At 62.9% G+C, this 24,635-nt stretch carries 26 protein-coding genes; 14 read left to right on the top strand and 12 right to left on the bottom strand.

What is annotated here, in order from left to right:
• Nucleotides 1–7: 7 nt before the first annotated feature.
• The gene (locus NTU39_RS03085; protein WP_150664141.1) at nucleotides 8–868 is read left to right on the top strand and encodes a cytochrome c oxidase subunit 3; all 861 of its coding nucleotides are present in this window, start codon (nucleotides 8–10) and stop codon (nucleotides 866–868) included.
• Nucleotides 869–1,073: 205 nt separating this feature from the next.
• On the opposite strand, the gene NTU39_RS03090 is transcribed toward NTU39_RS03085, so the two are convergent.
• Nucleotides 1,074–1,277: a twin transmembrane helix small protein gene (locus tag NTU39_RS03090; RefSeq protein WP_039395424.1), complete on the bottom strand. Its 204-nt coding sequence runs from the start codon at nucleotides 1,275–1,277 to the stop codon at nucleotides 1,074–1,076.
• Nucleotides 1,278–1,421: 144 nt separating this feature from the next.
• Between NTU39_RS03090 and NTU39_RS03095 the strand changes: the two genes are divergently transcribed.
• The 5 genes from NTU39_RS03095 to NTU39_RS03115 all read left to right on the top strand — a co-directional run bounded on the left by NTU39_RS03095 (nucleotide 1,422) and on the right by NTU39_RS03115 (nucleotide 5,739).
• On the top strand, nucleotides 1,422–2,147 hold the full coding sequence (locus NTU39_RS03095) for an SURF1 family protein (protein ID WP_150664227.1): 726 nt from the start codon (nucleotides 1,422–1,424) through the stop codon (nucleotides 2,145–2,147).
• Between the two features lie 18 nt (nucleotides 2,148–2,165).
• A complete protein-coding gene (locus NTU39_RS03100) occupies nucleotides 2,166–2,798 on the top strand; it encodes an SCO family protein (protein WP_150664142.1) in 633 nt (210 codons plus the stop codon).
• 94 nt (nucleotides 2,799–2,892) lie between these two features.
• Entirely contained in the window at nucleotides 2,893–4,083 is a 1,191-nt protein-coding gene (locus NTU39_RS03105; protein WP_257959179.1) for a COX15/CtaA family protein, read from the top strand.
• Between the two features lie 19 nt (nucleotides 4,084–4,102).
• The gene (gene cyoE / locus NTU39_RS03110) at nucleotides 4,103–5,008 is read left to right on the top strand and encodes a heme o synthase (RefSeq protein ID WP_150661057.1); all 906 of its coding nucleotides are present in this window, start codon (nucleotides 4,103–4,105) and stop codon (nucleotides 5,006–5,008) included.
• A 125-nt stretch (nucleotides 5,009–5,133) separates the two neighbouring features.
• Nucleotides 5,134–5,739, top strand: coding sequence for an SCO family protein (locus tag NTU39_RS03115; protein ID WP_257959180.1), 606 nt, complete (start codon nucleotides 5,134–5,136; stop codon nucleotides 5,737–5,739).
• 114 nt (nucleotides 5,740–5,853) lie between these two features.
• On the opposite strand, the gene cydX is transcribed toward NTU39_RS03115, so the two are convergent.
• The 5 genes from cydX to rpoH form a co-directional block, all read right to left on the bottom strand.
• Entirely contained in the window at nucleotides 5,854–5,970 is a 117-nt protein-coding gene (gene cydX, locus NTU39_RS03120; protein ID WP_042114280.1) for a cytochrome bd-I oxidase subunit CydX, read from the bottom strand.
• A gap of 15 nt (nucleotides 5,971–5,985) precedes the next feature.
• Nucleotides 5,986–7,122, bottom strand: coding sequence for a cytochrome d ubiquinol oxidase subunit II (cydB, locus tag NTU39_RS03125; protein ID WP_150664228.1), 1,137 nt, complete (start codon nucleotides 7,120–7,122; stop codon nucleotides 5,986–5,988).
• A gap of 26 nt (nucleotides 7,123–7,148) precedes the next feature.
• Nucleotides 7,149–8,753, bottom strand: a complete 1,605-nt coding sequence (locus tag NTU39_RS03130; protein WP_150664145.1) for a cytochrome ubiquinol oxidase subunit I — start codon at nucleotides 8,751–8,753, stop codon at nucleotides 7,149–7,151.
• Entirely contained in the window at nucleotides 8,743–9,045 is a 303-nt protein-coding gene (gene cydP / locus NTU39_RS03135) for a cytochrome oxidase putative small subunit CydP (protein ID WP_150664146.1), read from the bottom strand. Before cydP ends, NTU39_RS03130 begins: the two co-directional genes overlap by 11 nt.
• A gap of 449 nt (nucleotides 9,046–9,494) precedes the next feature.
• Nucleotides 9,495–10,433 carry an RNA polymerase sigma factor RpoH gene (gene rpoH / locus NTU39_RS03140; protein WP_150664147.1) on the bottom strand — a complete coding sequence of 313 codons (939 nt, stop codon included), beginning with the start codon at nucleotides 10,431–10,433 and terminating at the stop codon, nucleotides 9,495–9,497.
• A gap of 223 nt (nucleotides 10,434–10,656) precedes the next feature.
• Between rpoH and NTU39_RS03145 the strand changes: the two genes are divergently transcribed.
• Entirely contained in the window at nucleotides 10,657–11,046 is a 390-nt protein-coding gene (locus NTU39_RS03145) for a nuclear transport factor 2 family protein (protein ID WP_039395446.1), read from the top strand.
• A gap of 151 nt (nucleotides 11,047–11,197) precedes the next feature.
• On the opposite strand, the gene ybiB is transcribed toward NTU39_RS03145, so the two are convergent.
• Complete coding sequence (gene ybiB, locus NTU39_RS03150; RefSeq protein WP_150664148.1) at nucleotides 11,198–12,166, bottom strand: DNA-binding protein YbiB; 969 nt, start codon at nucleotides 12,164–12,166, stop codon at nucleotides 11,198–11,200.
• A gap of 222 nt (nucleotides 12,167–12,388) precedes the next feature.
• Between ybiB and maiA the strand changes: the two genes are divergently transcribed.
• Both maiA and NTU39_RS03160 read left to right on the top strand, forming a co-directional pair.
• The gene (gene maiA, locus NTU39_RS03155; RefSeq protein ID WP_150664149.1) at nucleotides 12,389–13,042 is read left to right on the top strand and encodes a maleylacetoacetate isomerase; all 654 of its coding nucleotides are present in this window, start codon (nucleotides 12,389–12,391) and stop codon (nucleotides 13,040–13,042) included.
• Between the two features lie 7 nt (nucleotides 13,043–13,049).
• Entirely contained in the window at nucleotides 13,050–13,676 is a 627-nt protein-coding gene (locus NTU39_RS03160; RefSeq protein ID WP_150664150.1) for a LysE/ArgO family amino acid transporter, read from the top strand.
• A 91-nt stretch (nucleotides 13,677–13,767) separates the two neighbouring features.
• Here NTU39_RS03160 and ftsY read toward each other — a convergent pair whose 3' ends face one another.
• Nucleotides 13,768–15,045 (bottom strand): signal recognition particle-docking protein FtsY, encoded by a 1,278-nt coding sequence (gene ftsY / locus NTU39_RS03165; protein ID WP_373275389.1) that lies wholly within the window; start codon nucleotides 15,043–15,045, stop codon nucleotides 13,768–13,770.
• A gap of 396 nt (nucleotides 15,046–15,441) precedes the next feature.
• Between ftsY and NTU39_RS03170 the strand changes: the two genes are divergently transcribed.
• Both NTU39_RS03170 and NTU39_RS03175 read left to right on the top strand, forming a co-directional pair.
• Nucleotides 15,442–16,860: a M16 family metallopeptidase gene (locus NTU39_RS03170; protein ID WP_150664152.1), complete on the top strand. Its 1,419-nt coding sequence runs from the start codon at nucleotides 15,442–15,444 to the stop codon at nucleotides 16,858–16,860.
• A gap of 14 nt (nucleotides 16,861–16,874) precedes the next feature.
• Complete coding sequence (locus NTU39_RS03175) at nucleotides 16,875–18,314, top strand: M16 family metallopeptidase (RefSeq protein WP_257959183.1); 1,440 nt, start codon at nucleotides 16,875–16,877, stop codon at nucleotides 18,312–18,314.
• Nucleotides 18,315–18,448: 134 nt separating this feature from the next.
• Here the strand turns inward: NTU39_RS03175 and NTU39_RS03180 are convergent.
• The 3 genes from NTU39_RS03180 to nodI all read right to left on the bottom strand — a co-directional run bounded on the left by NTU39_RS03180 (nucleotide 18,449) and on the right by nodI (nucleotide 21,413).
• A protein-coding gene (locus NTU39_RS03180; RefSeq protein ID WP_373275357.1) for an IS3 family transposase occupies nucleotides 18,449–19,566 on the bottom strand; the annotation gives its coding sequence in 2 pieces (ribosomal slippage) (nucleotides 18,449–19,305 and nucleotides 19,305–19,566; 1,119 coding nt in all).
• 136 nt (nucleotides 19,567–19,702) lie between these two features.
• The gene (locus NTU39_RS03185; protein ID WP_257959184.1) at nucleotides 19,703–20,503 is read right to left on the bottom strand and encodes an ABC transporter permease; all 801 of its coding nucleotides are present in this window, start codon (nucleotides 20,501–20,503) and stop codon (nucleotides 19,703–19,705) included.
• On the bottom strand, nucleotides 20,496–21,413 hold the full coding sequence (nodI, locus tag NTU39_RS03190; protein WP_150665333.1) for a nodulation factor ABC transporter ATP-binding protein NodI: 918 nt from the start codon (nucleotides 21,411–21,413) through the stop codon (nucleotides 20,496–20,498). The genes NTU39_RS03185 and nodI overlap by 8 nt, the downstream gene beginning before the upstream one ends.
• Before the next feature lie 303 nt (nucleotides 21,414–21,716).
• Between nodI and rsmD the strand changes: the two genes are divergently transcribed.
• A complete protein-coding gene (rsmD, locus tag NTU39_RS03195; RefSeq protein WP_150665334.1) occupies nucleotides 21,717–22,310 on the top strand; it encodes a 16S rRNA (guanine(966)-N(2))-methyltransferase RsmD in 594 nt (197 codons plus the stop codon).
• A 55-nt stretch (nucleotides 22,311–22,365) separates the two neighbouring features.
• The gene (coaD, locus tag NTU39_RS03200) at nucleotides 22,366–22,860 is read left to right on the top strand and encodes a pantetheine-phosphate adenylyltransferase (RefSeq protein WP_150575378.1); all 495 of its coding nucleotides are present in this window, start codon (nucleotides 22,366–22,368) and stop codon (nucleotides 22,858–22,860) included.
• A gap of 198 nt (nucleotides 22,861–23,058) precedes the next feature.
• Here coaD and NTU39_RS03205 read toward each other — a convergent pair whose 3' ends face one another.
• Nucleotides 23,059–23,826, bottom strand: coding sequence for a transporter substrate-binding domain-containing protein (locus NTU39_RS03205; RefSeq protein WP_246184673.1), 768 nt, complete (start codon nucleotides 23,824–23,826; stop codon nucleotides 23,059–23,061).
• Between the two features lie 493 nt (nucleotides 23,827–24,319).
• On the opposite strand from NTU39_RS03205, the gene NTU39_RS03210 reads away from it, so the two are divergent.
• A complete protein-coding gene (locus NTU39_RS03210; protein WP_039395480.1) occupies nucleotides 24,320–24,577 on the top strand; it encodes a YfhL family 4Fe-4S dicluster ferredoxin in 258 nt (85 codons plus the stop codon).
• The last annotated feature ends 58 nt before the right edge of the window (nucleotides 24,578–24,635 follow it).

The following is a 24,635-nucleotide window of genomic DNA, read 5'->3' on the forward strand; positions in this document are numbered from 1 at the left end:
GATAAGAATGAGTGGTCAACACCAAACGGCGCCGTACTACTTCGTGCCGGCCCCCTCGCGTCACCCGGTGAGCTGCAGTATCGGCCTGCTGGTGGTGCTCGGCTCGGCCGCCGCGTGGGTCAATGGACTATCGTGGGCACCGTGGACGGCGCTGGCCGGCCTGCTGTGGGTGCTGTGGGTGCTGCGCAGCTGGTTCGGCGACTCGATCGCCGAGTCCGAGGGCGGCCTGTACAGCAAGCGCATCGACGTGTCCTATCGCTGGGGCATGAGCTGGTTCATCTTCTCCGAAGTGATGTTCTTCGCGGCATTCTTCGGCGCGCTGTTCTACGCACGTACGCTGGCCATGCCGTGGCTCGGCGACCTCGATAACAAGCTGCTGTGGCCCGACTTCAGCGCCGTGTGGCCGAACACCGGCCCGGCCGGAGTGGTCGACGCGTTCGAGACGATGGGCCCGTGGCCGATCCCGACGCTCAACACCGCACTGCTGCTGACCTCGGGCGTCACGCTCACGATCTCGCACCACGCACTGCGTGCGAACCATCGTGGCAGCGCGATCTTCTGGTTGTTCGCCACCGTCGTGCTCGGCTTCGTGTTCCTCGGCTTCCAGGCATATGAATATCACCACGCCTACACCGAACTGAATCTCAAGCTGACCTCGGGCGTGTACGGATCGACCTTCTTCCTGCTCACGGGCTTCCACGGTTTCCACGTGATGCTGGGCGCGATCATGCTTTCCGTGATGCTGGTGCGTTTGATGAAGGGCCACTTCACGCCGGATCATCACTTCGGTTTCGAAGGCGCGGCGTGGTACTGGCACTTTGTGGACGTGGTGTGGCTGGGGCTGTACGTCGTGGTCTACTGGCTCTGACGTCGGCATCGGAACATGCTTTGGGGGACGCCGCCGGATTCCGGCGGCGTTTCCATTTGGATGCGGCCTTATGTCGCACAAACGGCGCGACACTGGCGGTGACGGCATTGCGCCACTGTCGTGAACGTCGGCAGAGGTTATTCCGGGTAAAGCAGCGTGGCAGGGATGAGGTGCGGCGATTTGCCGCAGGAGCCCGGCGCGGGACTCAGTATCGTATGCCCGTGCTGTGAATCCAGCCCATCCAATTGGCGAACAGGATGAGCAGGAACAGCGTCACCGACAGGCCGACGCGCACCATCAGCGATTGCACGGTGCGATTCGATCGGCCCTTGTCCCGCATCATGAAAAACAATGCGGACGCCAGACTGCCGAGAATCAGGACGAAGGCGATGGCAACGATGATGCGCATGATCTGTCCGATGACGGGAATTCGTCATTATCGGGCAACGCACACGCGCTGGCACGCTGCATTGCAGTGTGGACAGCCTGCGTTGCGCAACATCGGGCGGCAGCCGGACAAGGAACGTACGTGTTGAAAACTCTCTTGCGCGGCATGCGCCCTGTGCCGGCCGTGCTGATACTGCTGGGCGTGATGCTCACCGCTGCACTCGGCGTGTGGCAGTACCAGCGCGCGCAGTTGCGTCTGGCGCGTCAGGCGCAGATCGAGCAGGCAGAGCGCGCGCCGGTTATCGCGCTCGGGGCGCAGGCCTATTCGCTGGACGATGTGAGCCATCGGCGCGTGCGCGTCACGGGCCGGTTCCTGCGTAATCGCGTGGTGTATCTCGACAACCGTCCGCGCAACGAACTGCCCGGCTTCTATGTGGTGATGGCGTTGCAAGTCGCGCCCGATCACGTGGTACTCGTCAATCGCGGATGGCTGCCGCGCGACCTGCGCGACCGCGCGTCGATCATGCCGTATGCGACGCCGGCGGGCGATATCACGGTTGAAGGCCTGGCCATGCCCGACCCGTCTCGCGCCTTTGAACTGGGGCATGGCGGCTCGGCGGCGGGGCTGTCGATTCGTCAGAATCTCGACGTGGCGGAATATGCGCGCGAGACGTCGCTGCCGCTGCAACCGTTCGTCGTCATGCAGACGAACGACACGGGCGATCACCTGCTGCGCGACTGGCCGCAACCGGCGAGCGGCGCGGATCGCAACTATGGTTATATGGCGCAGTGGTTCGGCATGTCGCTGATTCTGGCGCTGCTGGGGCTGCGTCTGGCGTATCGACGTGGCCGTCGCATGGCGACGGCGACAAACAAATTCACGCGGGCATAAGACGCGCATAAGGCGAACATGAGTGCAAATGTGAGTACGGATCGCAGCGGAAGTCCTCCCATCGACCCGGTGCAACGCCGCCGCGCGAGACGCATGCTCGTGCTGCTCTTCGTGGTGTGCGCCGCGCCTGCGGTAGCGGCGTATCTGATGTATTTCGTTTTCAAGCCGCAGGGTGGCACGTCCGCCTACGGGAAGCTGATCGAGCCGCAGCGTCCGTTGCCCGCGCTCGTCGTGCATGACGACGAAACGGGTGAGAACCTGCCGCTGTCGTCGCTCAAGGGCAAATGGCTCATGATCAGCGCCGACACTGCCACGTGTGACGAGAATTGCGTCAGCAAGTTGTTTTACATGCGGCAGATCCGCGTCCTGCAAGGCAACGAGCGCACGCGGGTGGAAACGCTGTGGCTGGTGACGGACGCCTCGAAGGTGTCGCAACAGATCGACGACGCCTATCCCGATACGCGCCGTCTGCGGGCCGATCCCGTCGCACTCGCCTCGTGGCTGCCGACGCAGGAGGGCACCGGCCTGCGCGATCACATCTATCTGGTCGACCCGCTAGGCAATCTGATGATGGCGTTCCCGAAGAACGCCGATCCGGGCAAGATCAAGAGCGACCTGTCGCGACTGCTGAAGTGGTCGGGGACGGGTTGATGGGGGGAGGGAACGTTCCTCCCACGATGAATGAAACGAATGGCCCCGGGGCGCACGTGCGCCCCGGACATATTGAAGAACTGACGTAAAACCGATGCTTTACCTTCTGGAACTGGGCTTCATCGGCCTATGTATCGCGGTGCTGCCGCTCGGCTGGGTGCTGCTGCGCCGCGACGCGAACAAGTACCGCAAACTGGCCTGGGTGACGACCTTTCTGACGCTCGACCTGATCATGTTCGGCGGCTTTACGCGTCTGACGGATTCGGGTCTCGGATGTCCCGACTGGCCGGGGTGCTACGGCACGTCGTCGCCGTTCGCCGCGCATGCCGACATCCACGCGGCGCAGTTGATGCTGCCCAGCGGCCCGGTGACCTTCGTCAAGGCGTGGATCGAGATGATCCACCGGTATTTCGCAATGGCCGTCGGCGTGCTCATCATCACCCTGATGGTGATGGCGTGGGTGAAACGTCGCGAACTGAAGCAATCGCCGTGGCTGGCTACGTGGCTGTTGGTGCTCGTGTGCGTGCAGGGCGCGTTCGGGGCGTGGACCGTCACGATGAAGCTGCAACCGGTGATCGTCTCCATCCATTTGATGTTGGCGCTCACTCTGCTGGGGTCGCTGGCATGGCTTGCGTGCCGACAAATGCCGCTGACGAGCGTTGCGGCCGACGCCGGGGCGTTGCGCTGGCGGTGGGCGGCGCTGATCGGGCTGGCGTTGCTGGTTTTCCAGATTGCCCTTGGCGGATGGGTAAGCACCAACTACGCTGTATTGGCATGCACTGACTTCCCGACGTGTCAGGGTCAGTGGATTCCGTCGATGGACTTCCATAACGGATTCAAGCTATGGCGAGAACTGGGCAAGACTGCGGGCGGCGAGGTGATTCCGATGGATGCGCTCGTGGCGATCCATTGGGTGCACCGGACGTTTGCCGTAGTCGTGGTGCTGTATCTGGCGTGGCTGGCGAGTCGCCTGCGACGTCATGCCGCGCTCAGAAAGCTGTCGATTCTGGTATTCCTACTGGTGCTCGTGCAATTCGCGACCGGATTGTCGAACATCGTTTTCCAGTGGCCGCTGCTCAACGCCATCGCCCACAACGGCGGCGCGGCGGTCCTGCTGCTTTTGCTTGTCATGTTAAACTACCGCATTCGCGCCGCCCGCCTAGTCGCAGCGGCGCCCATTGCGGCCAGCCTGATAGATCAGGCAGACGTCCCGGCCCGCCAGAAGCCTTTCTCCGCAGCGGAGCCGGCTGCCGCACCGCTCGGCGCCCCGTCTGGCCCGACGTAGCGCATTGCCTTCAGAGTGTATGAAAAGCACGACCCTTCCCCATCCGCCGGCTAGCCGTATCGCGCAATACTGGGCGCTGACCAAGCCCCGCGTGACGCAGCTCGCCGTCTTCTGTGCCGTGATCGGCATGTTCCTGTCCACGCGCGGCATGGTGCCGTGGCAGGTGCTGATCGGCGGCACCATCGGCATCTGGCTGCTCGCCGGATCGGCCTTTGCCGTGAACTGCCTGATCGAGCAACGCGTCGACGCGCTCATGCGTCGTACTGCGTGGCGTCCGTCGGCACGCGGCGAGATCGCACCGTGGCAGATCATCGTCTTCTCGACGATTCTGGGTGCGGCGGGCATGGTGGTGCTCTACACGTTCACGAATCCCCTGACGATGTGGCTGACGCTCGGCACGTTCGTCGGCTACGCGCTCATCTACACCATCATCCTCAAGCCCTCGACGCCGCAGAACATCGTGATCGGCGGTGCAGCTGGTGCGATGCCCCCGGCCCTCGGCTGGGCCGCTGCGACCGGCGCAGTGCCTGCCGACGCGTGGATTCTGGTGCTCATCATCTTCGTCTGGACGCCGCCGCACTTCTGGGCGCTCGCGCTTTACCGCCGTCAGGATTACGTGAATTCGGGGCTGCCGATGCTGCCGATCACGCATGGCGAGAAGTACACGCGTTTGCAGATCCTGCTGTACAGCGTCGTGCTGTTTGCCGTGTCGCTGCTGCCGTTCGCACATCGCATGAGCGGCTATCTGTATCTCGTGTCGGCGGTTGTGCTCTCGGGCATCTTCCTCGGTTACGCGGTCAAGCTGTGGCGCAAGTATTCCGATGAGCTCTCGCGCTCGATGTTCCGCTATTCGATCGTCTACCTCTCGCTGCTGTTCGCGGCGCTGCTGGTCGACCATTACGTGCAGATTTACCTGCTGGGCTGAACCTCCGGGGCATTTGCCCGTCACAGGCTGAGTCACGACGACAGGCGCGTTACGGTATTCTTCGCCGGCGCGCCTGTTGTGTTTTCCGAAGGCGTTTTTTCCATACGTTCTGGGGTCATTCGTTCATGAATCTTGCTGTCATCTGGTTGCGCCGTGCGATGTTGCTGATGGGGCTGACGGTGTTTCTCGCCGCCTGCGGTCAGGAAGGTCCGACGTTCACGAGCCTCGATATCACCGGCAACAAGGAATTCGCCAAGGACTTCTCGTTGCAGGACCCGCAGGGCAAGACGCGCACGCTCGCCGATTACAAAGGCAAGGCCGTGGTGATGTTCTTCGGCTACACGCATTGCCCGGATGTTTGCCCGACCACGATGGCGGAACTCAATCAGGTGATGCAGAAGCTCGGTGCGGACGACGCCCAGCGCGTGCAGGTGCTGTTCGTGACGGTCGATCCGCAGCGCGATTCGGCCGAACTGATGGGCCAGTACGTGCCCGCGTTCAATCCCGCGTTCGTGGGGCTGCGTCCCGCGGATGACGCCGCGCTCAAGGAAGTGACCAAGTCGTTCCGCGTGGTGGTCAACAAGGTAGAAGGATCGACACCGAACAACTACACGATCGATCACACCGCTGGCATTTACGTCTTCGACCCGAACGGGCAGCTGCGTCTGTTCATGCGTCCGGACGAGCCGGTCGATGCGATGGCCAAGGACCTGAAGACGTTGCTGAGCTAAGGCTTCGATCCGTCGCAGGATCTCACTGCATAAAAAAATCGCGCCCCTGGAGGCGCGATTTTTGTTTCTACGTTCGCTACGACGCCGACCTGTGAGGGCTCAGCGTCGTCAGGCTCAACTGCCTTCCTGGCTGCGACGTTCGAGGTCGTCGTGCGCTTCGAACCACATCACGTTGATGATGCCGAACGCGAGCGCGAGGCCAAGGCCGAGAATCCAAGAGAAGTACCACATGTCGCGACTCCTTGATCAGTACATCGTGTGCGGGTTGTCGTTGACCGTCTCGATCGTCACCCGCCCACGGATCACGCGGTACACCCAGCCGGTGTAGAGCAGGATGATGGGCAGGAAGACGACCACGGCGATCAGCATGATTTGCAGCGTGAGCTGGCTCGATGTGGCATCCCAGACCGTGAGGCTGCTGCCCGGCGCAGTGGCCGACGGCATGACGAACGGGAACATCGAGAAACCGGCGGTGAGGATGATGCCTGCGATCATCAGCCCGGTGACGACGAACGTCCATGCATACGCGCGGCTCGTGGCGAGCAGGGCGGCGAGCAGCGCGCACAGACAGGCGACGACCGGGGCCGCAATCATCCACGGGTAGGTGTGATAGTTCGTGAGCCACAAGCCCGGGCCGGTCGTGACCTGCTTCATCAGCGGGTTGGCCGGTGAGTCGGTCGCGCCCATCTGCGTGATGGCGAAGCCGTCGACGTGCGTGGCGACCAGCACCCCGGCCACGAGGAACAGCAGCAGCGTGCCCAGTGCGGTGAGACGCATGATGCGTCCGGCGCGCTCGGCCACGAGCGGATCGGCCTTCATGCGCAGGTGCGCTGCACCGTGCGTGACCAGCATCAGCAGGCTCACCAGTCCGCACAGCAGCGCGAACGGGTTGAGCAGGGCCCAGAACGACCCGGTGTAGGTCGAGCGCAGGGTGTTGTCGAACGAGAACGGCAGGCCGAGCAACAGGTTGCCGAAGGCTACGCCGAATACCAGCGACGGCACCGTGCTGCCGACGAACAACGCCCAGTCCCACGAGTTGCGCCAGCGTGCGCTCGGCAGCTTGTTGCGGTAGTCGAAGCCGACCGGTCGCAGGAACAGCGCGAAGAGCACGAGCAACAGCGCCCAGTACAGGCCCGAGAAGGCAGCGGCGTAGACGAGCGGCCACGCGGCGAACATCGCGCCGCCTGCCGTCACGAACCACACCTGGTTGCCCTCCCACGTGGGGGCGACGGTGTTGATGATGACGCGTCGTTCCGCGTCGGTCTTGCCGAGGAAGGGCAGGAGTGTGCCGGTGCCCATGTCGAAGCCGTCGAAGAAGGCGAAGCCGATCAGCAGAACGCCGACGAGCACCCACCAGATCAGCTTGAGTACGGTGTAATCGATCATCATGATGTGTGTCTCCCTGACGATCAGACCGAAGCCGCCGGACGGTCACCCGCAATCGCGGCCCCGCCTGACCCTTCCGTCTCGAAGTGATAGCGGCCGGTGTGCAGCGACGACGGGCCGAGCTTGACGTACTTCACCATCAGGAACATCTCAATGATGAGCAGCGCGGTGTAGAAGATGATGAAGCCCGCGAGACTCATGTACAGATCGGTGGCAGACAGCGACGACGTGGAGAGATGCGTCGGCAGAATCCCGGCGATGGTCCACGGCTGACGCCCCATTTCGGCGACGATCCAGCCGAACTCGGCGGCGAGCCACGGCAGCGGAATCGCCCACACGCACCAGCGCAGGAACCACGCCGAGCGCGGCTTGAGCAGACGGCGTCGTGCGCACAGCCAGAACGCCCACAGGAACGTGAAGAGGAACAGGAAGCCGAGGCCGACCATGATGCGGAACGACCAGAACACGGGCGCCACCGGCGGGATCGTGTCGTTGGCCGCCATCAGAATCTGCTCGGGCGTGGCGTCGACGACGTTCGGCGTGTACTTCTTGAGCAACAAGCCGTAGCCGAGGTCGTCTTTGTACTTGTCGAACTCTGCGCGAACTGCTGGCGACGTATCGCCGCCACGCAGCTTTTCGAGCGCTGCGAAGGCGATCATGCCGCGCTTGATGTTGTCCTTATGCTCGTCGCGCAACTGGGTGAGACCGATGACCGGCGTGTCGACCGAGCGCGTGGCGATCAGACCCATCGCCCAGGGAATCTTCACCGCGTAGTCGGTGCGTTGTTCTTTCTGGTTCGGGAAGCCGAACAGCGTGAACGATGCGGGCGGCTTGGCCGTCTCCCATTCCGCTTCGATGGCCGCGAGCTTCACCTTCTGCACTTCGCCTGTGGTGTAGCCCGATTCGTCGCCCAGCACGATGACGGACAGCGTGGACGCCAGACCGAAGCCCGCTGCGACCGCGAACGAGCGCAGCGCGAACGGCACGTCGCGACGCTTGAGCAGGTACCACGCGGAGATGCCGAGCACGAACATGGCGGCGGTCACGTAACCGGCCGAGAGCGTGTGCACGAACTTCACCTGAGCGACCGGGTTGAACACCACTTCCCAGATGCTGCTCAGCTCCATGCGCATGGTCTCGTAGTTGAAGTGCGCCCCGATCGGATTGTTCATCCAGCCGTTGGCCACGAGAATCCACAGCGCCGAGAGGTTCGAGCCGAGCGCCACCGCAAAGGTCGTGGCGAGGTGGCCGATGCGCGAGAGCTTGTTCCATCCGAAGAAGAACAGGCCGACGAACGTGGCCTCGAGGAAGAAGGCCATCAGCCCCTCGATGGCGAGCGGCACACCGAAGATGTCACCGACGTAATGCGAGTAGTAGGCCCAGTTGGTGCCGAACTGGAATTCGAGCGTGAGACCCGTGGTCACGCCCATCGCGAAGTTGATCAGGAAGAGCTTGCCCCAGAACTGGGTCATGTCCTTGTAGATCTGCTTGCCGGTCATCACATAGACCGATTCCATGATGACGAGCAGCCACGACAGGCCCAGTGTGAGCGGGACGAACAGGAAGTGATACAGCGCCGTTATGGCGAACTGCAAGCGCGAGAGGTCGACGACTTCGCTACTGATCATGGCGGACACCTTGATTTTTGGTGGGGGACTGCGCTTCGACGGCCTGCGGCCCGATGAGGGCGCGGGCCACGACGTCCGGCGGCAATTGCATGTGCTTGGCCATTGGAGCGTCGAAGAACGCGTGCTTCAGAATGAACAGGAGTACTACCTTGATCGCCAGAACGATCAGGATTTCGAGGGCAAAACGGGAAGGGCGGGTGCGCCAGCGCCGGATCGTCCAGGCGACGATGCCCGTGGCTGCCGGTGAGGCCGTGGCGTGAGGCTTCAGACTGCTAGGAGAGTGGGTGTCCATCCGTGACGGCTCCTGGCGTCGAAAGTCGTGTTGTTGGGAACAGCGTCGACTTTCGGCGCATTTTGCCTTATCGCTTGAAAATGTCAAACCGCAGCGCACGGGGGCGGATGACACGCAGATGACGCTGGTTCGATGCGGATCTGTCGTTGCGAGCAACGGCGGATGAGAAGCGGATTCGAGACAAGGGTCCGGCGCGGCGAACGGCCCCCGGGCCGTCCTTCGCACGCAGCATGGCTACGTACGAGCCGATTCTATCGACGGGCTCGATCGCAGACCTTGCGATGCATCAAGTCGGGAGCAGATGGCGGATGAACTTTCGAAGTCCAATAAAAAAGCCCCGCGAACCTCTCGGGGCTTCACGGGGCTTAGCTGTCGGCGAAGTTCCGTCGACTTGGGAATCGCAGTGTCATGTGGCAATTTGTCGCTGCCGTCGACACCCGATCCCGGCATTACGCGTAGGCTTGCAGCGCGCCTTTCATCTTCTTCATGGCGGCCACTTCGATCTGACGGATACGCTCGGCGGACACGCCGAACTCGTCTGCCAGTTCGTGCAGCGTGGCACCACCGCTGCCGTCGTCGGCGACCGACAACCAGCGCGCTTCGATGATGCGGCGGCTGCGCGGGTCGAGACGGCCGAGTGCCGTTTGCAGACCGTCGCTCTGCAGATGGTCACGCTCGCGTGCGGCGATCACGGCGGTCGGCTCCTGATGGGAGTCGGCCAGATAGGCGATGGGGGCGAAGCTCGCGCTTTCGCCGTCGTCGCTGTGACCTTCGAGGGCGATATCGCCGCCCGACATGCGCGTTTCCATCTCGATGACGTCTTCACGCTTGACGTTCAGATCGCGTGCGACCTGATCGATCTCTTCCGGCGTGAAGGCCTGCAAGCCTTGCTTCTGGCTACGCAGATTGAAGAACAGCTTGCGTTGGGCCTTGGTCGTGGCGACCTTGACCGTGCGCCAGTTCTTCAGCACGTATTCGTGAATCTCGGCCTTGATCCAGTGCATGGCGTACGACACGAGTCGGACACCCTGCGTGGGGTCGAAGCGTTTGACGGCCTTCATCAGGCCGATATTGCCTTCCTGAATCAGGTCGGCGTGCGGCAGACCGTAACCGAGGTAATTACGCGCGATCGAGACCACCAGACGCAGGTGCGAAAGCACGAGCTGGCGGGCGGCTTCGAGATCGTCGTTCTCACGCAGACGCTTGGCGAGCGACTGCTCTTCCTCGGCGGTGAGCAGGGGAATGCGATGGACAGCCTGAATGTAGCTGTCGATATTGCCCAGACTGCCCGGCAGCATCAGCGCCGACGGGGCAAGTGCAAGGGCACGCGAATTCGGCGCCGTGCCGGTGGCCGGCGTCGTCGGATGCTTGGTGGCGGCAGTACTCAAGTGGTGGACTCCTGGTTAGCCTCTGGGAAAGCATTTTAGCACTCTCTTTCGATGAGTGCTAAAGACGTTAGAACCCTTACCGGACGGGAAGTTTCCGGCTTCTTGGGGTTTTCCAGCACCCCCCGTTAAACGGGAGAAGTCACTGGCGCAAACGTGACTCGGATGGTGTAAATTGCAACCCAAGCCACGAGCGTAAAGTGATGGCGAAGGATGGGAGGTCAGCATGGCGGGAAAGCACATTGACGCGGTACGACAACTCGAATCGGCGCGCTTCGAAGCGATGATCGAAGGCGATGTCGATGAGCTGGAAAAGCTCCTCGCGGACGATTTGTTCTACGTGCATTCGAATGGCAAACGCGAGACGAAGCGCGAATTTCTCGACGCGATCAGCTCCGGCCGCCGCCGTTACCTAGACATCGACGTCGACCCGAAAGCGCAGGAACTCCGCCAGTTCGGCGACACGGTGGTCGTCACCGGCAAGCTCAAGGTCGAACTGGAAACCGCGACCGGTTCGCTCGCGTCGCAAATGACCTACACGGCAGTGCACAAGCTGCTGGCTGAAGCCTGGCTCGTCATCTCCTGGCAGGCAACCCGCATGGCGTCAGCCGACTGACCCGCCCGGTACTCTCCGGGCGTCCTCTCCAAAACAGAATATTTGATGTGTTTCGGGATGAAATGTTCCGGAAAAATCGAATTTTTCTGTGATATTTCGATTTTGTGACGAAATTCGCGCGAGTTATCCGACGTTGCGCGCGTAATTCGTTTCAATGCGTCGATGACGCACTTAGCCCGATGGCCTGACGGATCACTTCAACCTGGCGGGCGATGGGGGCGGGCACCGGAACCTCGCCAGCGAGAACCGCCTCGATCCACCGGGCAGTGGCCGGGGCGTCGGCCGCAGGAAGCGACGGCGGTACACCGGTAGCGCCTTCCTCGGCTTCCTGCCATGAGCGGTATGCCCCATCCGAAAACCCATCGATTGCCGCCTGACGGCGGGCGTCCGCGACCGGTTCGCCTTCCGTTCCACGCGCTAGCAGCACGCCCGGGGCGGCGCTATTGGTCGCATCGGCAAACATCTCGCTCAGCGTCTCCCGGTACTCCGGGTGCGTGTAGTTCACGAGGCGCAGCGCAGGCCCGGCGAACGGCTGCAAAAGCTTGACGACGGTGTGCCCGGAATTTCGCACGCCGAGTGCCGCACGCATCTCCAGCAGACGTTCCAGCGCAGGCGACAACGCTGCAATCGGCAGATAGGCGACGCGGCGAGTGCGCAGCGCCTCCTCCGCCTCGGCGGCCGATTGGCTCGCGGGATGACCGAGTTCCGCGAAGATCGCCTGCGTGCCGACGCGATTCGCGCCGCTGTGATGTTGTCCGTGCACCAGCACCGGGATGCCGTCGCGCGCGAGCAGCAGCGCCAGCAACGGTGTGAGGTTCGGCTGTTTGCGTGCGCCGTTATAGCTCGGCAGCAGCACCGGCGGCGGGGCGTCGGCCGGGGCGACGAGCGGGGTGAACGTGGCGTGCGCGGCGTCGAGCATGGCGCGCAGTTCGACGGGCGTTTCGCCCTTGATGCGGTACGCGATCAATACGCCGCCCAGCTCGGCGGGCGAAACCCGGTCGGCGAGGATGGCGTCGAACAGCGTGCGGGTTTCGTCCGCGCTCAGCGCGCGAGCGCCTTTCGCCCCGCGGGCGATGATCTTGAGCAGCGGGGCGCAGGCAAAGGGGGCGGCAGAGGTCATGACGCGGTTATCCGGGGTGTGCACGCGGTATGGGGCTTCAATCTACGTTCGTGGGCGAGTCGTCATCCATCATACGCAATCAGGTGTCATCGGGGCCAGCGCTTGCAGTACCATCTCGTGTTCGGGCGCGCTTGCGGACCCCTCGGATTCTCACGATCCCCCGGTCGCCGCGTCGTCCGCCAATTTCCGCTTTTCCGAATCTCCGCTTTCGAGGTCAGCCCCATGTCCACGCTCACGCTGTACAGCTATTTCCGCAGTTCTGCGGCCTATCGGGTGCGTATCGCCCTGAACCTCAAGGGACTCGACTACGACATCGTGCCGGTGCATCTGGTGCGCGACGGTGGCGAACATCTCAAGCCCGCCTACCGTGCGCTCAACGTCAATGCGCTGGTGCCGACGTTCGTCGACGGCGACGTGAACATTCATCAGTCGCTCGCCATCATCGAGTATCTGGAAGACGTGCATCCGACGCCCGCGCTGCTGCCGTCCGACCCGGCCACGCGCGCTCAGGTCCGTGCACTGGCGCTGGACATCGCGGCCGACATCCACCCGATCGACAACCTGCGCGTGCTGCGTTTCCTCAAGCACGACATGGGCGTGACGGAAGAGCAGAAGAACGCGTGGTACGTGCACTGGATCGTGGAAGGGTTCAAGGCGCTTGAAGCGCGTCTCGCGGCGCAGACGTCGCCGGGCAAGTTCGTCGTTGGCGATACGCCGACGCTGGCGGATTGCTGCCTCGTGCCGCAAATCTACAACGCTAATCGCTTCAAGGTCGACATGACGCAATTCCCGCGCATCTCCGCCATCCACGCGCATTGCCAGACGCTCGAAGCCTTCCAGCGCGCTGCACCTGAAGCGCAACCGGACGCCGAGTAAGTCCCCGATGATCGATCCGGCTTTCTGGCGGGGCATGGCGCTTGGCGCCAGCCTCATCATGGCAATCGGCGCGCAGAATGCGTTCGTCTTGCGTCAGGGGATTTTGCGACGTCACGTGGGCATCGTCGTGACGGTCTGTGCGATTTGCGACATGACGCTGATCGCGGCGGGCGTGGCGGGTATGGGGGGCCTGATTGCCGCCTATCCGCGCTTCATCACGATCGTGACGTGGGGTGGCGCGGCGTTCCTGTTCCTCTACGGTCTGCGGGCGTGGCGTGCGGCGTTTCGCGGTGCGGGGGCGTTGCAGGCCGACGGCAGTCGCGCGGCGACGCAGGAGATGTCGTGGCAACGCGCCATCGGCCTCGTGCTGATGCTTTCGCTACTCAACCCGCATGTTTATCTCGACACGGTGATTCTGCTCGGCGGCATCGGCGCACGCGAGCCGTCACCGGGCAATGTGTGGTTCGCGGGCGGCGCGATGATCGCGTCCATCCTGTGGTTCACGGCGCTCGGTTACGGCGCACGTCTGCTCGCACCGCTCTTCTCGCGCGCCCGCGCGTGGCAGATTCTCGACGGCGTGGTCGGCCTCATGATGTGGGGGCTTTGCGCTGGACTCGTCGCGCAGCAGATGTAACGTCGTACTGCAGATGAAAAACAAACGGCCCGCCACGTGAGTGTGCGGGCCGTTTGTTTTGATGCGTCGGCTTCGTGATGTTGTTCGCGGCTTACCCCAGCAGGGCGTCGGCGAATTCGCGGGCTGAGAACGGTTGCAGGTCTTCCACCTTCTCGCCCACGCCGATGAAGTACACCGGGACCGGACGCTGACGGGCGATGGCCGCCAGAATGCCGCCCTTGGCCGTGCCGTCGAGCTTGGTCACGATGAGACCGGTGAGCTGGAGGGCGTCGTCGAATGCCTTGACCTGCGTGAGCGCGTTCTGGCCGGTGTTGGCGTCGATGACGAGCAGCACCTCGTGCGGCGCGCCGTCGGCCGCTTTGCCCAGCACACGCTTGATCTTCTTGAGCTCTTCCATCAGATGCAACTGCGTGGGCAGACGGCCAGCCGTGTCCGCCATCACGATGTCGATCTTGCGCGCGCGTGCGGCGCTCACGGCGTCGAACACGACGGCTGCCGGGTCGCCGCTTTCCTGCGCGACGACTGCGACGTTGTTGCGTTCGCCCCAGATCGCCAGTTGTTCACGGGCCGCTGCGCGGAACGTATCGCCTGCTGCGAGCAGCACGGACTGGCCGTAGTGCTGGAAGTGCTTGGCGAGCTTGCCGATGCTGGTCGTCTTCCCGGCACCGTTCACGCCTGCGATCATCACGACCATCGGCGCTTCGCGGCCCAGCACGAGGCTCTGTTCGAGCGGTTGCAGCAGGTCGACCAGCAGGTCGTGCAGCGCGCGCTTGACCTGTTCGCCTTCGGTCAGACGCTCGGCCTTGACCTTCTTGCGCAGGGCGTCGATCAGATAGGTCGTGGCGTCCACGCCTGCGTCGCTCATCAGGAGGGCGTCTTCGAGCTCTTGGAACAGGTTCTCGTCGACCTTTACGCCGACGAAGATGCTCGTGATGCCTGAGCTCGTCTTGGACAGCCCGGCCTTCAGACGGGTGAGCCACGAACGCTTGGCCGCCGGTTCGGGGGCCGGGGCCGAGACGATTTCGCCGATGGCTTCGCCCTGCGCATCCTTCACGACGACAGGAGCGGGCGTGGTGACCGGTTCAACAGGTTCGACAGGTTCGACAGGTTCGACGGGCGCGCTCCGAACGGCGGGGGCGACCGGCGTCGGCTGCGGGGCAGGCGTCAGCGTAGCCGCAACCGGCGTTGGCGCCGTTGGGACATTGACCCGAGCAGGCTCGGAATGCGCCGAATTTTCGGCAGGGCTGACGGCAGGTTGAACGGGCTGGGCGGCTTGCGTCGGCGCGGCTGCGGGAGCGGACGGCGTAACCGGTGCCGGTGCAGCGGACTGGATCGGCGTCGTCGGCTGGTTTGCGGACGGTTGCGGCATAGCGGCCGGTGCAACAGGTGAGACAGGCGCAGCAGGTGCCAGCGGTGCCGACTCGCCTTGCGTCGGCGGGCTTTCCAGTTGCTGCGGTGCTGCAAACGTCTGCGGCGCTTGTGTCTGCGCAACGTCTGCGGAAGACGCTTCGGATTCGGGCGATTCGGTCGGTGCGGGGCTTGTTTCGGCGGCCTTGTTGCCGCCCGACTTGAAGCGCTTGAAGAAACTGAACATGGGGTGAGGAACTCGACGTGGGGGCGCGCTATCGGCGTGCGACTATGATTTGTCCTGCCATTCGCGCCGCACAAAACGCCCTACAATGGGCAGGTCGTTGTTTCCGACGCGGGAAATGCGACGTATTTTATCAGACGCGAATCGACGTCCATGATGGGCGAAAGGGGATCCATGACGGGAACCATGCGCTGGCGACACGCCTTGGCCGGAATGGCTTTGGCTGGTGTGATGAGCCTGGGCCACGCCGCTGACACCGGCGGCAGCAAGACGACGGATAACACTTCGGAATTCACACTCTCGAACGGTCTGCGGCTGATCGTGCGCGAGGACCACCGGGCACCGACGGTCGCACACGTGGTCTGGTATCGCGCCGGGTCGCTCGACGAATTCAATGGCACCACCGGCGTCGCCCACGCGCTTGAGCACATGATGTTCAAGGGCACCAAGACCGTCGGCGCGGGGCAGTTCTCCCGCCAGGTCGCCGCCCTCGGCGGTCGTGAGAACGCCTTCACCAGCAAGGACTACACCGGTTACTTCGAGCAGACGGAGAAGTCGCGTCTGCCGGAAATGATGCGTCTCGAAGCCGATCGCATGGCGAATCTGACGCTCTCCGCCGACGAGTTCGCGAAAGAGATTCAGGTGGTGATGGAGGAGCGTCGTCTGCGCACGGACGACCAGCCGCGCGCACTGCTTTATGAGCAACTGATGGCGACCGCGCTCGTCGCGAATCCGTATCGTCGCCCCATCGTCGGCTGGATGGACGATCTCCAGCACATGACGGTTCAGGACACGCGCGACTGGTACGAGCGCTGGTATGCGCCGAACAATGCCGTGGTCGTGGTGAGCGGCGACGTCGATCCCGCGCAGGTCAAGACGCTTGCCGAGAAGTACTACGGCCCGATCAAGTCGCACACGCTGCCGGAACGTCGCCCGCAGAACGAACCGGCGCAGATCGGCGTGCGCCGTGTGTTCGTGAAGGCACCGGCCGAGAACCCGAACGTGATGCTCGCGTGGCGTGCGCCGCGTCTGAACGATGTCGAGAAGGATGACGACGTCTACGCATTGCAGGTGCTCTCCGCCGTGCTCGACGGTTACGGCAACGCGCGTCTGACGAGCCGTCTGGTGCGCGAGCAGCGCATTGCGAACGACGTCGGTGCGAGCTATGACGGCGTAGGTCGCGGTCCGCAGTTCTTCATCATGGACGCGACCCCTGCGCAGGGGAAGACGCCGGAGCAGATCGAGAAGGCCTTGCGTGCGCAGATCGCCGACATCGCAGCACACGGTGTGACGGAGGCCGAGCTCAAGCGCGTGAAGGCGCAGGTGGTGGCATCGCAGATCTACAAGCGCGACTCGGTGTTCGGTCAGGCGATGGAAATCGGGCTGAGCGAGATGTCGGGCATTTCGTGGCGTCAGATCGATCGCATGCTTGAAAAGGTGAAGGCAGTCACGCCCGCGCAGGTGCAGGCGGTGGCGGGCAAGTACTTCGGCGATGAGTCGCTGACGGTTGCCACACTCGTGCCGCAGCCGATCGACGAGGCGACACGCAAGCGCCGCGCCCAAGGGGCGCAAGACCTGAAGAACATGCGCTGAGAGGGCCACACACGATGATGAAAATTTCCGCACTGTTGCGTGCGTTCTCCGTGCCCGCGCGAACGGGTTTCATGGCTTGCGCAGCCGCTGGCGCGCTGGTGGCCGGTCTGCCGCTCACGGCCAGCGCCGCGCTGCCGATCCAGACCTGGGTCGCGCCGTCCGGTGCCAAGGTGATGCTGGTCGAGAGCCGTTCGATCCCGATGATCGACGTGAACATCGATTTCGATGCAGGCAGCCGATACGACCCGAAGGGCAAGTCGGGGCTGGCGTTGCTGACGGCGGGGTTGCTCGACGCTGGCGCGTCGGCCGCAGGCGGGCGTCCTGCGCTGACCGAGGCGCAGATTGCCGACCGTTTCGCGGACGTGGGCGCGATGGAGGCGACGAGCGCCGGACGCGACGCCGCGACCGTCACCATCCGCACGCTGTCGTCGGCGGCCGAGCGCGATGCGGCCGTGAGTACGCTGGCGCAATTCCTCCAACATCCCACGTTCCCCGATGTCGTGCTCAAGCGCGAGACGGCGCGTCTGTCGTCCGCGATTGCCGAATCGGATACGAAACCCGAAGCGATCGCCGAGAAGGCCTTTCGTAGCGCGATCTACGGCAGCCATCCGTATGGCGTGACGCCGACGGTGGCGAGCGTCAACGCCGTGAAGCGCGACGATCTGATGCGTTTCTATCGCGATATGTACAGCCCGAAGCGGGCGGTCGTCTCCATCGTTGGCGACATTGACCGCGCGCAGGCCGAGAAGCTTGTCGCCCAGTTGACGGACGCGATGCCTGTCGGCGTTACGCCGCCCACGATGCCGCCGGTGGCGGCGCTGCGTAGCGCCATGCAGATCGACCTGCCGCATCCGGCCGAGCAGGCACACATCGCGACGGGGCAGGCGTCGATGGCGCGCAGCGATCCCGACTACTTCCCGTTGCTCGTGGGGAACTACGTGCTGGGCGGCGGCGGTTTCGTGTCGCGTCTGACGGCGGAAGTGCGTGAGAAGCGCGGTCTGACGTATGGCGTATCGAGTGGCTTCGTGCCGCAGTTGCAGGAGGGGCCGTTCGAGATCAACTTGCAGACGCGTCGCGAGCAAGCGCCCGAAGCGCTTAAGGTCGTGCGTGAGACGCTGGCCAGGTTCGTTCAGGACGGCCCCACCGCCGAGGAAATGCAGGCTGCGAAGGACAACCTGACCAACGGTTTCCCGCTGCGTCTGGACAGCAACCGCAAACTGCTGGCAAACGTGGCGGCCATCGGCTTCTACAACCTGCCGCTCGACTACCTCGACACGTGGACCGCCAAGGTCGAGGCCGTGACGGCGGCGCAAGTGAAGGACGCGTTTGCGCGTCACGTGCAGCCGGATCGCCTCGTGACTGTCGTCGTCGGACCGAGTGATGTGTTTGGTGCCGCGAGCGCAGGAGCCACCGCGCCGAGCGCTACGCCGACAGCGGGCAAGCCTGTGAAGTGACGACAGCGTGTAGTTCGCACGTCTGATCGCGTCTGAAAAAAACGGCACCGGGATTTGAACTGACCCCCAAGAGTTGGACATAAATCCAACCCTTGGGGGGTTTTTGCATGACGTGTCCCCGGTAACTGGACAGTTTAAAACTGGAGAGGGATTGCCTCTTTGGGTTTTACTGACCATTTTTGGACGAACTCTCTCGGGGTCAGATGGCCGAGTGAGCCGTGTGGACGATGATGGTTGTAGTCATGCTGCCAGGCTGTCATTTTCTCTCGGAGGTCGTATAGCGTGACGAATTCATGCACGTTCAGGAATTCATCTCGCAACCGACCATTGAAAGATTCGATCAATCCATTATCGGTCGGCTTGCCGGGGCGCGTGTAGTCGAGTTTCACGCCGCGTCGGTATGCCCAATCGTCTAAAGCGCGAGAAGTGAACTCTGTGCCGTTGTCCACGGTGATGGATTCGGGCCATCCGCGAAGGACCGCAGAACGATCCAGCGCCTGACCCACCGCACGGCCGGTCTGTCGGAAGTTGGCCTCCAGACAAACACTCTCGCGACTCCATTGATCGATGACAGTCAGAATGCGAAAGCGGCGTCCATCAAGCATCTGGTCATGAACGAAATCCATGCTCCAGTGCTGATTCGGTCCGGTGGGCGCCGGTGGCTTGCCTCGCAGCAGCGCGATGCGCTTGCGGCGCTTGACCTTCATCCGCAATTGCAGGCCCTCTAGGCTGTAAAGCCTGTAGACGCGCATTTTACCCACGTCCCAGCCCTCGCGACGCAACATCACCAGCACCCGCCGATAGCCAAACCGCGGACGACTTAAGGCGATGTCCCGGATACGTTGGCGCAGCGCACTTTGATCGCGTGCACGACTCTTCGCGTACCAAGTCGAGCGCTGCAGCAACGCCAACGCGCAGGAACGCTGCACGCTTATGTGGAAACGCTCTTGCATCCAAGCCGCCAGCTCGCGCCGTTTGGCGGCCTTCAGACTTTTTTTCGCACCACCTCTTGCAGGATCTGTTTATCCAGCGTCAGGTCGGCGACGATACGTCGCAAGCGCGCGTTTTCGTCTTCGAGTTGCTTGAGCTTGCGCATCTCGCTAACGCCGAAATCGGCGTACTTCTTCTTCCATGTGTAGAACGTTGCCTCCGACACACCGATCTGCCGACACACGTCGACCACCGGTGTGCCGCTCTCGGCCAATCGCAGCGCATAGGCGATCTGCTCTTCACTAAATCTCGAGCGTTTCATGGCGACTCCTCGCCCCATTCGGGGCGCTGAGAAGCAACTTTACCTCTAGTTTTGACCTGTTCGGATATTCCGGGGACACGTCAATTTCCGGTGCCGTTTTGCTTTGCGGCCGACGTGTCGGCTTCGCTCACAAACCCTATCGAAGTATCCGGCGACGCAACAGCACCAGCGCGACGGAGAAGCCCACGACGGTGTAGACGACAAGTGCGCCCACATGCAGCCACGGCAGATCGATGGCACGCCCCAGCATGGCGGGACGAATCAGCGCGACAGCGTGCGCGAGCGGTAACCATTCCGTCACATGACGCGCTGCCGCCGGGAGTTGCGATAACGGGAAGAACACCCCTGAGAGCAGCAGCATCGGGGTCATCACGAGCGTCTGGTAGAACATGAAGAAGTCGTAGCTGGGCGCGAGTGCTGTCATTACCATGGCGAGACTGGCGAAAGCCAGCCCCGCGAGCAGAACCGCTGGCAGGACCACGGCGAGACTGTCGATGCGCGCGTACCCGAGCACGCTTGCCACCAGCAGGATCGCGACGCCCGAGAGCACGGCTTTGCTGGCGGCCCAGACGACCTCGCCGAGCACGATGTCACCCAGCGTCAGCGGGGTATGCATCAGCGCTTCCCAAGTGCGTTGCACATGCATGCGCGAGAAGCCCGAATACATCGACTCGAAGCTCGCGGAAAACATCACGCTGGAGCCGACGGTGCCCGCGGCGAGAAATGCGATGTATGACGTACCGTCGACATTGCCGACCATCATGCCGAGACCGAAGCCCAGACCGAAGAGGTAGATCATCGGGTCCGCGAGATTGCCGAACATCGAGGCAATCGCGAGCTTGCGCCAGACGAGGAAGTTGCGTCGCCAGACACCCATCCACGGCGTGACGCCCGGCAGGTAGCGAGGCGTATCTGCCGACATGTGATGCTCAGTCATCTCGCATCTCCCGTCCCGTGAGCTTAAGAAAGACGTCCTCCAGATTGGCCCGACGGTGCAGATACCGCACCCCCGGCTGGTCCTGCAAGGCATTCACGACCGGCGCGGCGTCGCGAACGTAACAGAAGTGGGTCTCGCCGCTGGTTTCGATGCGCTCGGCGAATGGGGCGAGGCTGGCGAGGAGGGCGTGCGGGACGTCGCCGAAGACTTCCACGACATCGCAGCCGATTTCGCGCGCCACGAGTTCCGGCGGTGTGCCTTCGGCGATCTTGCGTCCTGCGTCGATCACGCAAAGGCGGTGGCACAGTCGCTCGGCTTCTTCCATGAAGTGGGTAGTGAGCAGAATCGTCTTGCCCTCGTTCATCAGCGATTTCAGCCGCTCCCAGATCAGATGCCGGGCTTGAGGATCAAGTCCGGTGGTCGGCTCGTCGAGCACGAGCACGTCGGGATTGTTGATGAGGGCGCGGGCGAGCGTGAGGCGTCGCTTCATGCCGCCCGAGAGTTGGGCGACGCGGGCATCCGCCTTCGACTCGAGACGGGCGAACGCCAGCAGCGCTGGGACGCGTTCCTTGATATCGGCCGAGGCGAGTCCGAAATAACGTCCGAAGACCGCCAGGTTTTCGCGCACTGTGAAGTCGGGGTCCAGATTGTCGAACTGCGGCACGACGCCGACGCGGCGTCGGGCCTCCGGTGCGAGTTTCGGGACGGGCAGGCCGCCGAGCCTGATCTCGCCGGCGTCGGGCGTGACAAGGCCCAGCAGCATGCGTAGCGTGGTCGTCTTGCCCGCACCGTTGGGCCCTAGCAGGCCGAAGCACTCGCCCGGTGCGACGTGCAGCGACAGGTGATCGACCACGGGGCGGCCGTCATAGGCCTTGCATAGCTCGGTTACCTCTATGGCGGCATCGGTCATGGCGGATCTGCGGTCTCCTGTCGCGTGGCCGGGCGACAACGATGGTGCTGCGTTGGATCAACGCTGGGACTGCGTCGCATAACTGGACGTTCACCGGCCGGGATTTGTGCACCGCCGCGCGCCGCCATCCCTTATGGGGCATGGCCTATGGGGCATAAGGCGCGGGCGATGTGGTATGTTTCGCCTCAACAATGTAGCGTGAATTGTCATGATTTTGGATTCTCTGCGTGCGCAACGACGCGCGCGACCCCATTTTTCCACCGTCCGCGGTGCCCCCAGTCAAGCCGTATTGCGGAGGACGCCATGAAGTCCGGTGCAGGTAACGTGGCGCGTGGCGCGCCGCAGCAGGTCCGCATCATTGGCGGTCAGTGGAAGCGCACGCCGCTGCCGGTGCCGCCGGGCGACGGTCTGCGTCCGACCCCTGATCGCGTGCGGGAGACGCTGTTCAACTGGCTCGGGCAGGACCTGACGGGCATGCAGTGCCTGGACGCCTTCGCGGGCAGCGGTGCGCTCGGCTTCGAGGCCGCTTCGCGCGGTGCGCAGCGGGTGTTGCTGGTCGAGTCCGCCGCGCCGGCCATTCGTCAGTTGCGCGCCAATCAGGCCAAACTCGACGCCAACCAGATCGAGATCGTACAGGCGGATGCCAGACGCCTGATAACCACACTCTCACCCGGGGTTTTCGATGTCATTTTCCTCGATCCGCCGTTCGCGAGTGGCTGGCTGAACGATCTGCTGGCGCCCGCCGCCCGTCTGCTCGCGCCGAATGGCGTGATCTATGCCGAGTCGGACGTCCCCCTGGAGGACGAGGCACTCGCCGAGCTGGGCCTCGTGTGCTTGCGCCGGGCGAAAGCTGGAGCGGTGCATTATCATTTGCTTGAATCGATTCCGAAAACCTAGAGACCACAATGAATAAGTACGCAGCAGCGGTCCCCAGCCGCGAGGAGACGTTGGCATGGTAGTGGCGATCTATCCGGGGACGTTCGACCCGTTGACCCGAGGCCATGAGGATCTGGTCCGCCGTGCGGCGGGCATCTTCGACAAGCTCGTGGTCGGAGTGGCCGACAGCCGAAATAAGAAGCCGTTCTTTTCGCTCGAAGAGCGGATCGACATCGCGCGCGAAGTGCTCGGTCACTATCCGAACGTGAGCGTCGAAGGCTTCTCCGGTCTGCTCAAGGACTTCGTGCGTAAGCATCAGGCGCGCGTGATCGTGCGCGGGCTGCGCGCCGTGTCCGACTTCGAGTACGAGTTCCAGATGGCGGGTATGAACCGCTACCTGCTGCCCGACGTCGAGACCATGTTCATGACGCCGTCCGACCAATACCAGTTCATCTCGGGCACCATCGTGCGCGAGATCGCCCAACTGGGTGGCGACGTCAGCAAGTTCGTGTTCCCGTCCGTCGAAAAGTGGCTGGTCACGAAAGTCGGCGAAATGACGCCGAAGAGCTAAGCACGCGTACGCCGTTACCGGTTGTTTCGCGTGATGTCAGCAAAAACCCCGCAGCGTGTTTCGACACTGCGGGGTTTTTTGTTGCGGACATGTTTAAGCGCAATTGCTTAAGTTCGATTACCTAAGCGGCGCATCGCGTCGCAGTTCAGATCGCGAATCGAAGCGACTGTCTGATCGGGCATTCGTCCGCGATGAGCATCAGAAGCCCTTCGGCAACGGTGCCTGCATCCATTTGACGGACATCGCGTTCAGTCGACCGTCGGCCTTCGCCTTGTCGATGATCGCGTTCAGCTTCGCCACCATCGCCGTTTCACCTTTGCCCACACCGATGTAGCAGGGCGTTTCTTCAACCGGGAATTTCAGATCGAAGGCGCGCTGTTTGCTCTTCTCGCGTACGGCGTTCGCCACGATATCGCCCAGCGTCACGAGCTGAACCTGACCGGCGAGATACGACGCCGCCGTCGCATTGTTGTCCTCATATCGCTTGATGTTCGCGCTCGGCGGTGCAACGGCGGTCAATGCGAGGTCTTCCGTCGAGCCACGCGTCACCGCAATGGTCTTGTTGGCGAGGTCGGCGGGCACCTTGATCGCGATGTCTTGCGGACCATAGATGCTCTTCGCGAACGGCGCGTACGCCTTCGTGAAATCGATTGCCTTCTCGCGTTCGGCGTTCTTGCCAAGGGATGAAATGACGATGTCGACTTTGCCCGTCGTCAGATAAGCGATACGGTTCGTGCTGATGACCGGTACGAGTTCGACCTTCGCACCGATCTCCTTGCCGATCAGCTCCGCCATGTCGATGTCGTAGCCGTGCACCTTGAGGTCGGTGCCGATCGAGCCGAACGGCGGGAAGTCCTGCGGGATGGCAATGCGGATGACGCCGGTCTTGGCGATGCTCTGGAGGGCATCGGCATGGGCGAGGCCTGCGAGACCTCCCAGCGACGCAACGACAACCGCTTGCAGCATCCGGCGACGACCGGCTTGATGAAGGAACGCAGGCATGACTCGAACTCCTTGGCTTTTGGACAACGACGATGACGTGAAATGGGGGCTTGCGTACGCGATAACGCACGCAGGTCACAGCGGTCGAACTGGTACGACCAGTGGTGCTCAGTGATAAAGCACTAACCGTGCCAGCCGCTCGGGAGCGTTGATGGCGATAGCCGTGAAGTCGAAATGGGGCGGTGAGGGAGGCTGACGAGCGCTTATGCACGTGTAGGCATTCCGCGCGGCGGTGCGTCGTGCACCAAAGTGAACCGGTCGGCGGACGAACCGGTGCATGAGGCGAGGTGCATCACAGGGTGCATAAAGGGATGCATAACGGGCATCCGGCGCACCCACGGCAAGTGGACACCTGCTAACTTTCGTATAATTGGAGAATTGTTCCAGGAACCGTAACGGCCGCCGTTCGCCGGGGTTCACGCAAGTCAATGAACGGTCAGAGGAAAGCGAGTCAACAGTGGCACTGATGATTACCGACGAATGCATCAATTGCGACGTGTGCGAGCCTGAGTGCCCGAACGACGCAATTTCGATGGGGGTCGAGATCTATGAGATCGATCCGAACAAATGCACGGAGTGTGTCGGACACTTCGACGAACCGCAGTGTGTGCAGGTGTGTCCGGTGGAGTGTATTCCCATCAATCCGGAGCATGTCGAGACGCCCACGCAACTGCTGGAGAAGTACACCCATCTGCAAGCAGCCAAGTCAGCCTGAATGGCCTGAGCGCCACGCGCGGCATGAGCGGCATCTGACCGCTCATTCTGCATCGCTG

This window comes from Pandoraea commovens (genome assembly GCF_024704525.1).
Lineage (GTDB): Bacteria > Pseudomonadota > Gammaproteobacteria > Burkholderiales > Burkholderiaceae > Pandoraea > Pandoraea commovens.

What these genes read in the sequence shown, in the direction of transcription:
- NTU39_RS03085 (WP_150664141.1), top strand. Translation starts at nt 8, where the DNA reads ATGAGTGGTCAACACCAAACGGCGCCGTACTACTTCGTGCCGGCCCCC.
- NTU39_RS03090 (WP_039395424.1), bottom strand. Translation starts at nt 1,277, where the DNA reads ATGCGCATCATCGTTGCCATCGCCTTCGTCCTGATTCTCGGCAGTCTG.
- NTU39_RS03095 (WP_150664227.1), top strand. Translation starts at nt 1,422, where the DNA reads ATGCGCCCTGTGCCGGCCGTGCTGATACTGCTGGGCGTGATGCTCACC.
- NTU39_RS03100 (WP_150664142.1), top strand. Translation starts at nt 2,166, where the DNA reads ATGAGTGCAAATGTGAGTACGGATCGCAGCGGAAGTCCTCCCATCGAC.
- NTU39_RS03105 (WP_257959179.1), top strand. Translation starts at nt 2,893, where the DNA reads ATGCTTTACCTTCTGGAACTGGGCTTCATCGGCCTATGTATCGCGGTG.
- cyoE (WP_150661057.1), top strand. Translation starts at nt 4,103, where the DNA reads ATGAAAAGCACGACCCTTCCCCATCCGCCGGCTAGCCGTATCGCGCAA.
- NTU39_RS03115 (WP_257959180.1), top strand. Translation starts at nt 5,134, where the DNA reads ATGAATCTTGCTGTCATCTGGTTGCGCCGTGCGATGTTGCTGATGGGG.
- cydX (WP_042114280.1), bottom strand. Translation starts at nt 5,970, where the DNA reads ATGTGGTACTTCTCTTGGATTCTCGGCCTTGGCCTCGCGCTCGCGTTC.
- NTU39_RS03130 (WP_150664145.1), bottom strand. Translation starts at nt 8,753, where the DNA reads ATGATCAGTAGCGAAGTCGTCGACCTCTCGCGCTTGCAGTTCGCCATA.
- cydP (WP_150664146.1), bottom strand. Translation starts at nt 9,045, where the DNA reads ATGGACACCCACTCTCCTAGCAGTCTGAAGCCTCACGCCACGGCCTCA.
- NTU39_RS03145 (WP_039395446.1), top strand. Translation starts at nt 10,657, where the DNA reads ATGGCGGGAAAGCACATTGACGCGGTACGACAACTCGAATCGGCGCGC.
- ybiB (WP_150664148.1), bottom strand. Translation starts at nt 12,166, where the DNA reads ATGACCTCTGCCGCCCCCTTTGCCTGCGCCCCGCTGCTCAAGATCATC.
- maiA (WP_150664149.1), top strand. Translation starts at nt 12,389, where the DNA reads ATGTCCACGCTCACGCTGTACAGCTATTTCCGCAGTTCTGCGGCCTAT.
- NTU39_RS03160 (WP_150664150.1), top strand. Translation starts at nt 13,050, where the DNA reads ATGATCGATCCGGCTTTCTGGCGGGGCATGGCGCTTGGCGCCAGCCTC.
- ftsY (WP_373275389.1), bottom strand. Translation starts at nt 15,045, where the DNA reads ATGCCGCAACCGTCCGCAAACCAGCCGACGACGCCGATCCAGTCCGCT.
- NTU39_RS03170 (WP_150664152.1), top strand. Translation starts at nt 15,442, where the DNA reads ATGACGGGAACCATGCGCTGGCGACACGCCTTGGCCGGAATGGCTTTG.
- NTU39_RS03175 (WP_257959183.1), top strand. Translation starts at nt 16,875, where the DNA reads ATGATGAAAATTTCCGCACTGTTGCGTGCGTTCTCCGTGCCCGCGCGA.
- NTU39_RS03185 (WP_257959184.1), bottom strand. Translation starts at nt 20,503, where the DNA reads ATGACTGAGCATCACATGTCGGCAGATACGCCTCGCTACCTGCCGGGC.
- nodI (WP_150665333.1), bottom strand. Translation starts at nt 21,413, where the DNA reads ATGACCGATGCCGCCATAGAGGTAACCGAGCTATGCAAGGCCTATGAC.
- rsmD (WP_150665334.1), top strand. Translation starts at nt 21,717, where the DNA reads ATGAAGTCCGGTGCAGGTAACGTGGCGCGTGGCGCGCCGCAGCAGGTC.
- coaD (WP_150575378.1), top strand. Translation starts at nt 22,366, where the DNA reads ATGGTAGTGGCGATCTATCCGGGGACGTTCGACCCGTTGACCCGAGGC.
- NTU39_RS03205 (WP_246184673.1), bottom strand. Translation starts at nt 23,826, where the DNA reads ATGCTGCAAGCGGTTGTCGTTGCGTCGCTGGGAGGTCTCGCAGGCCTC.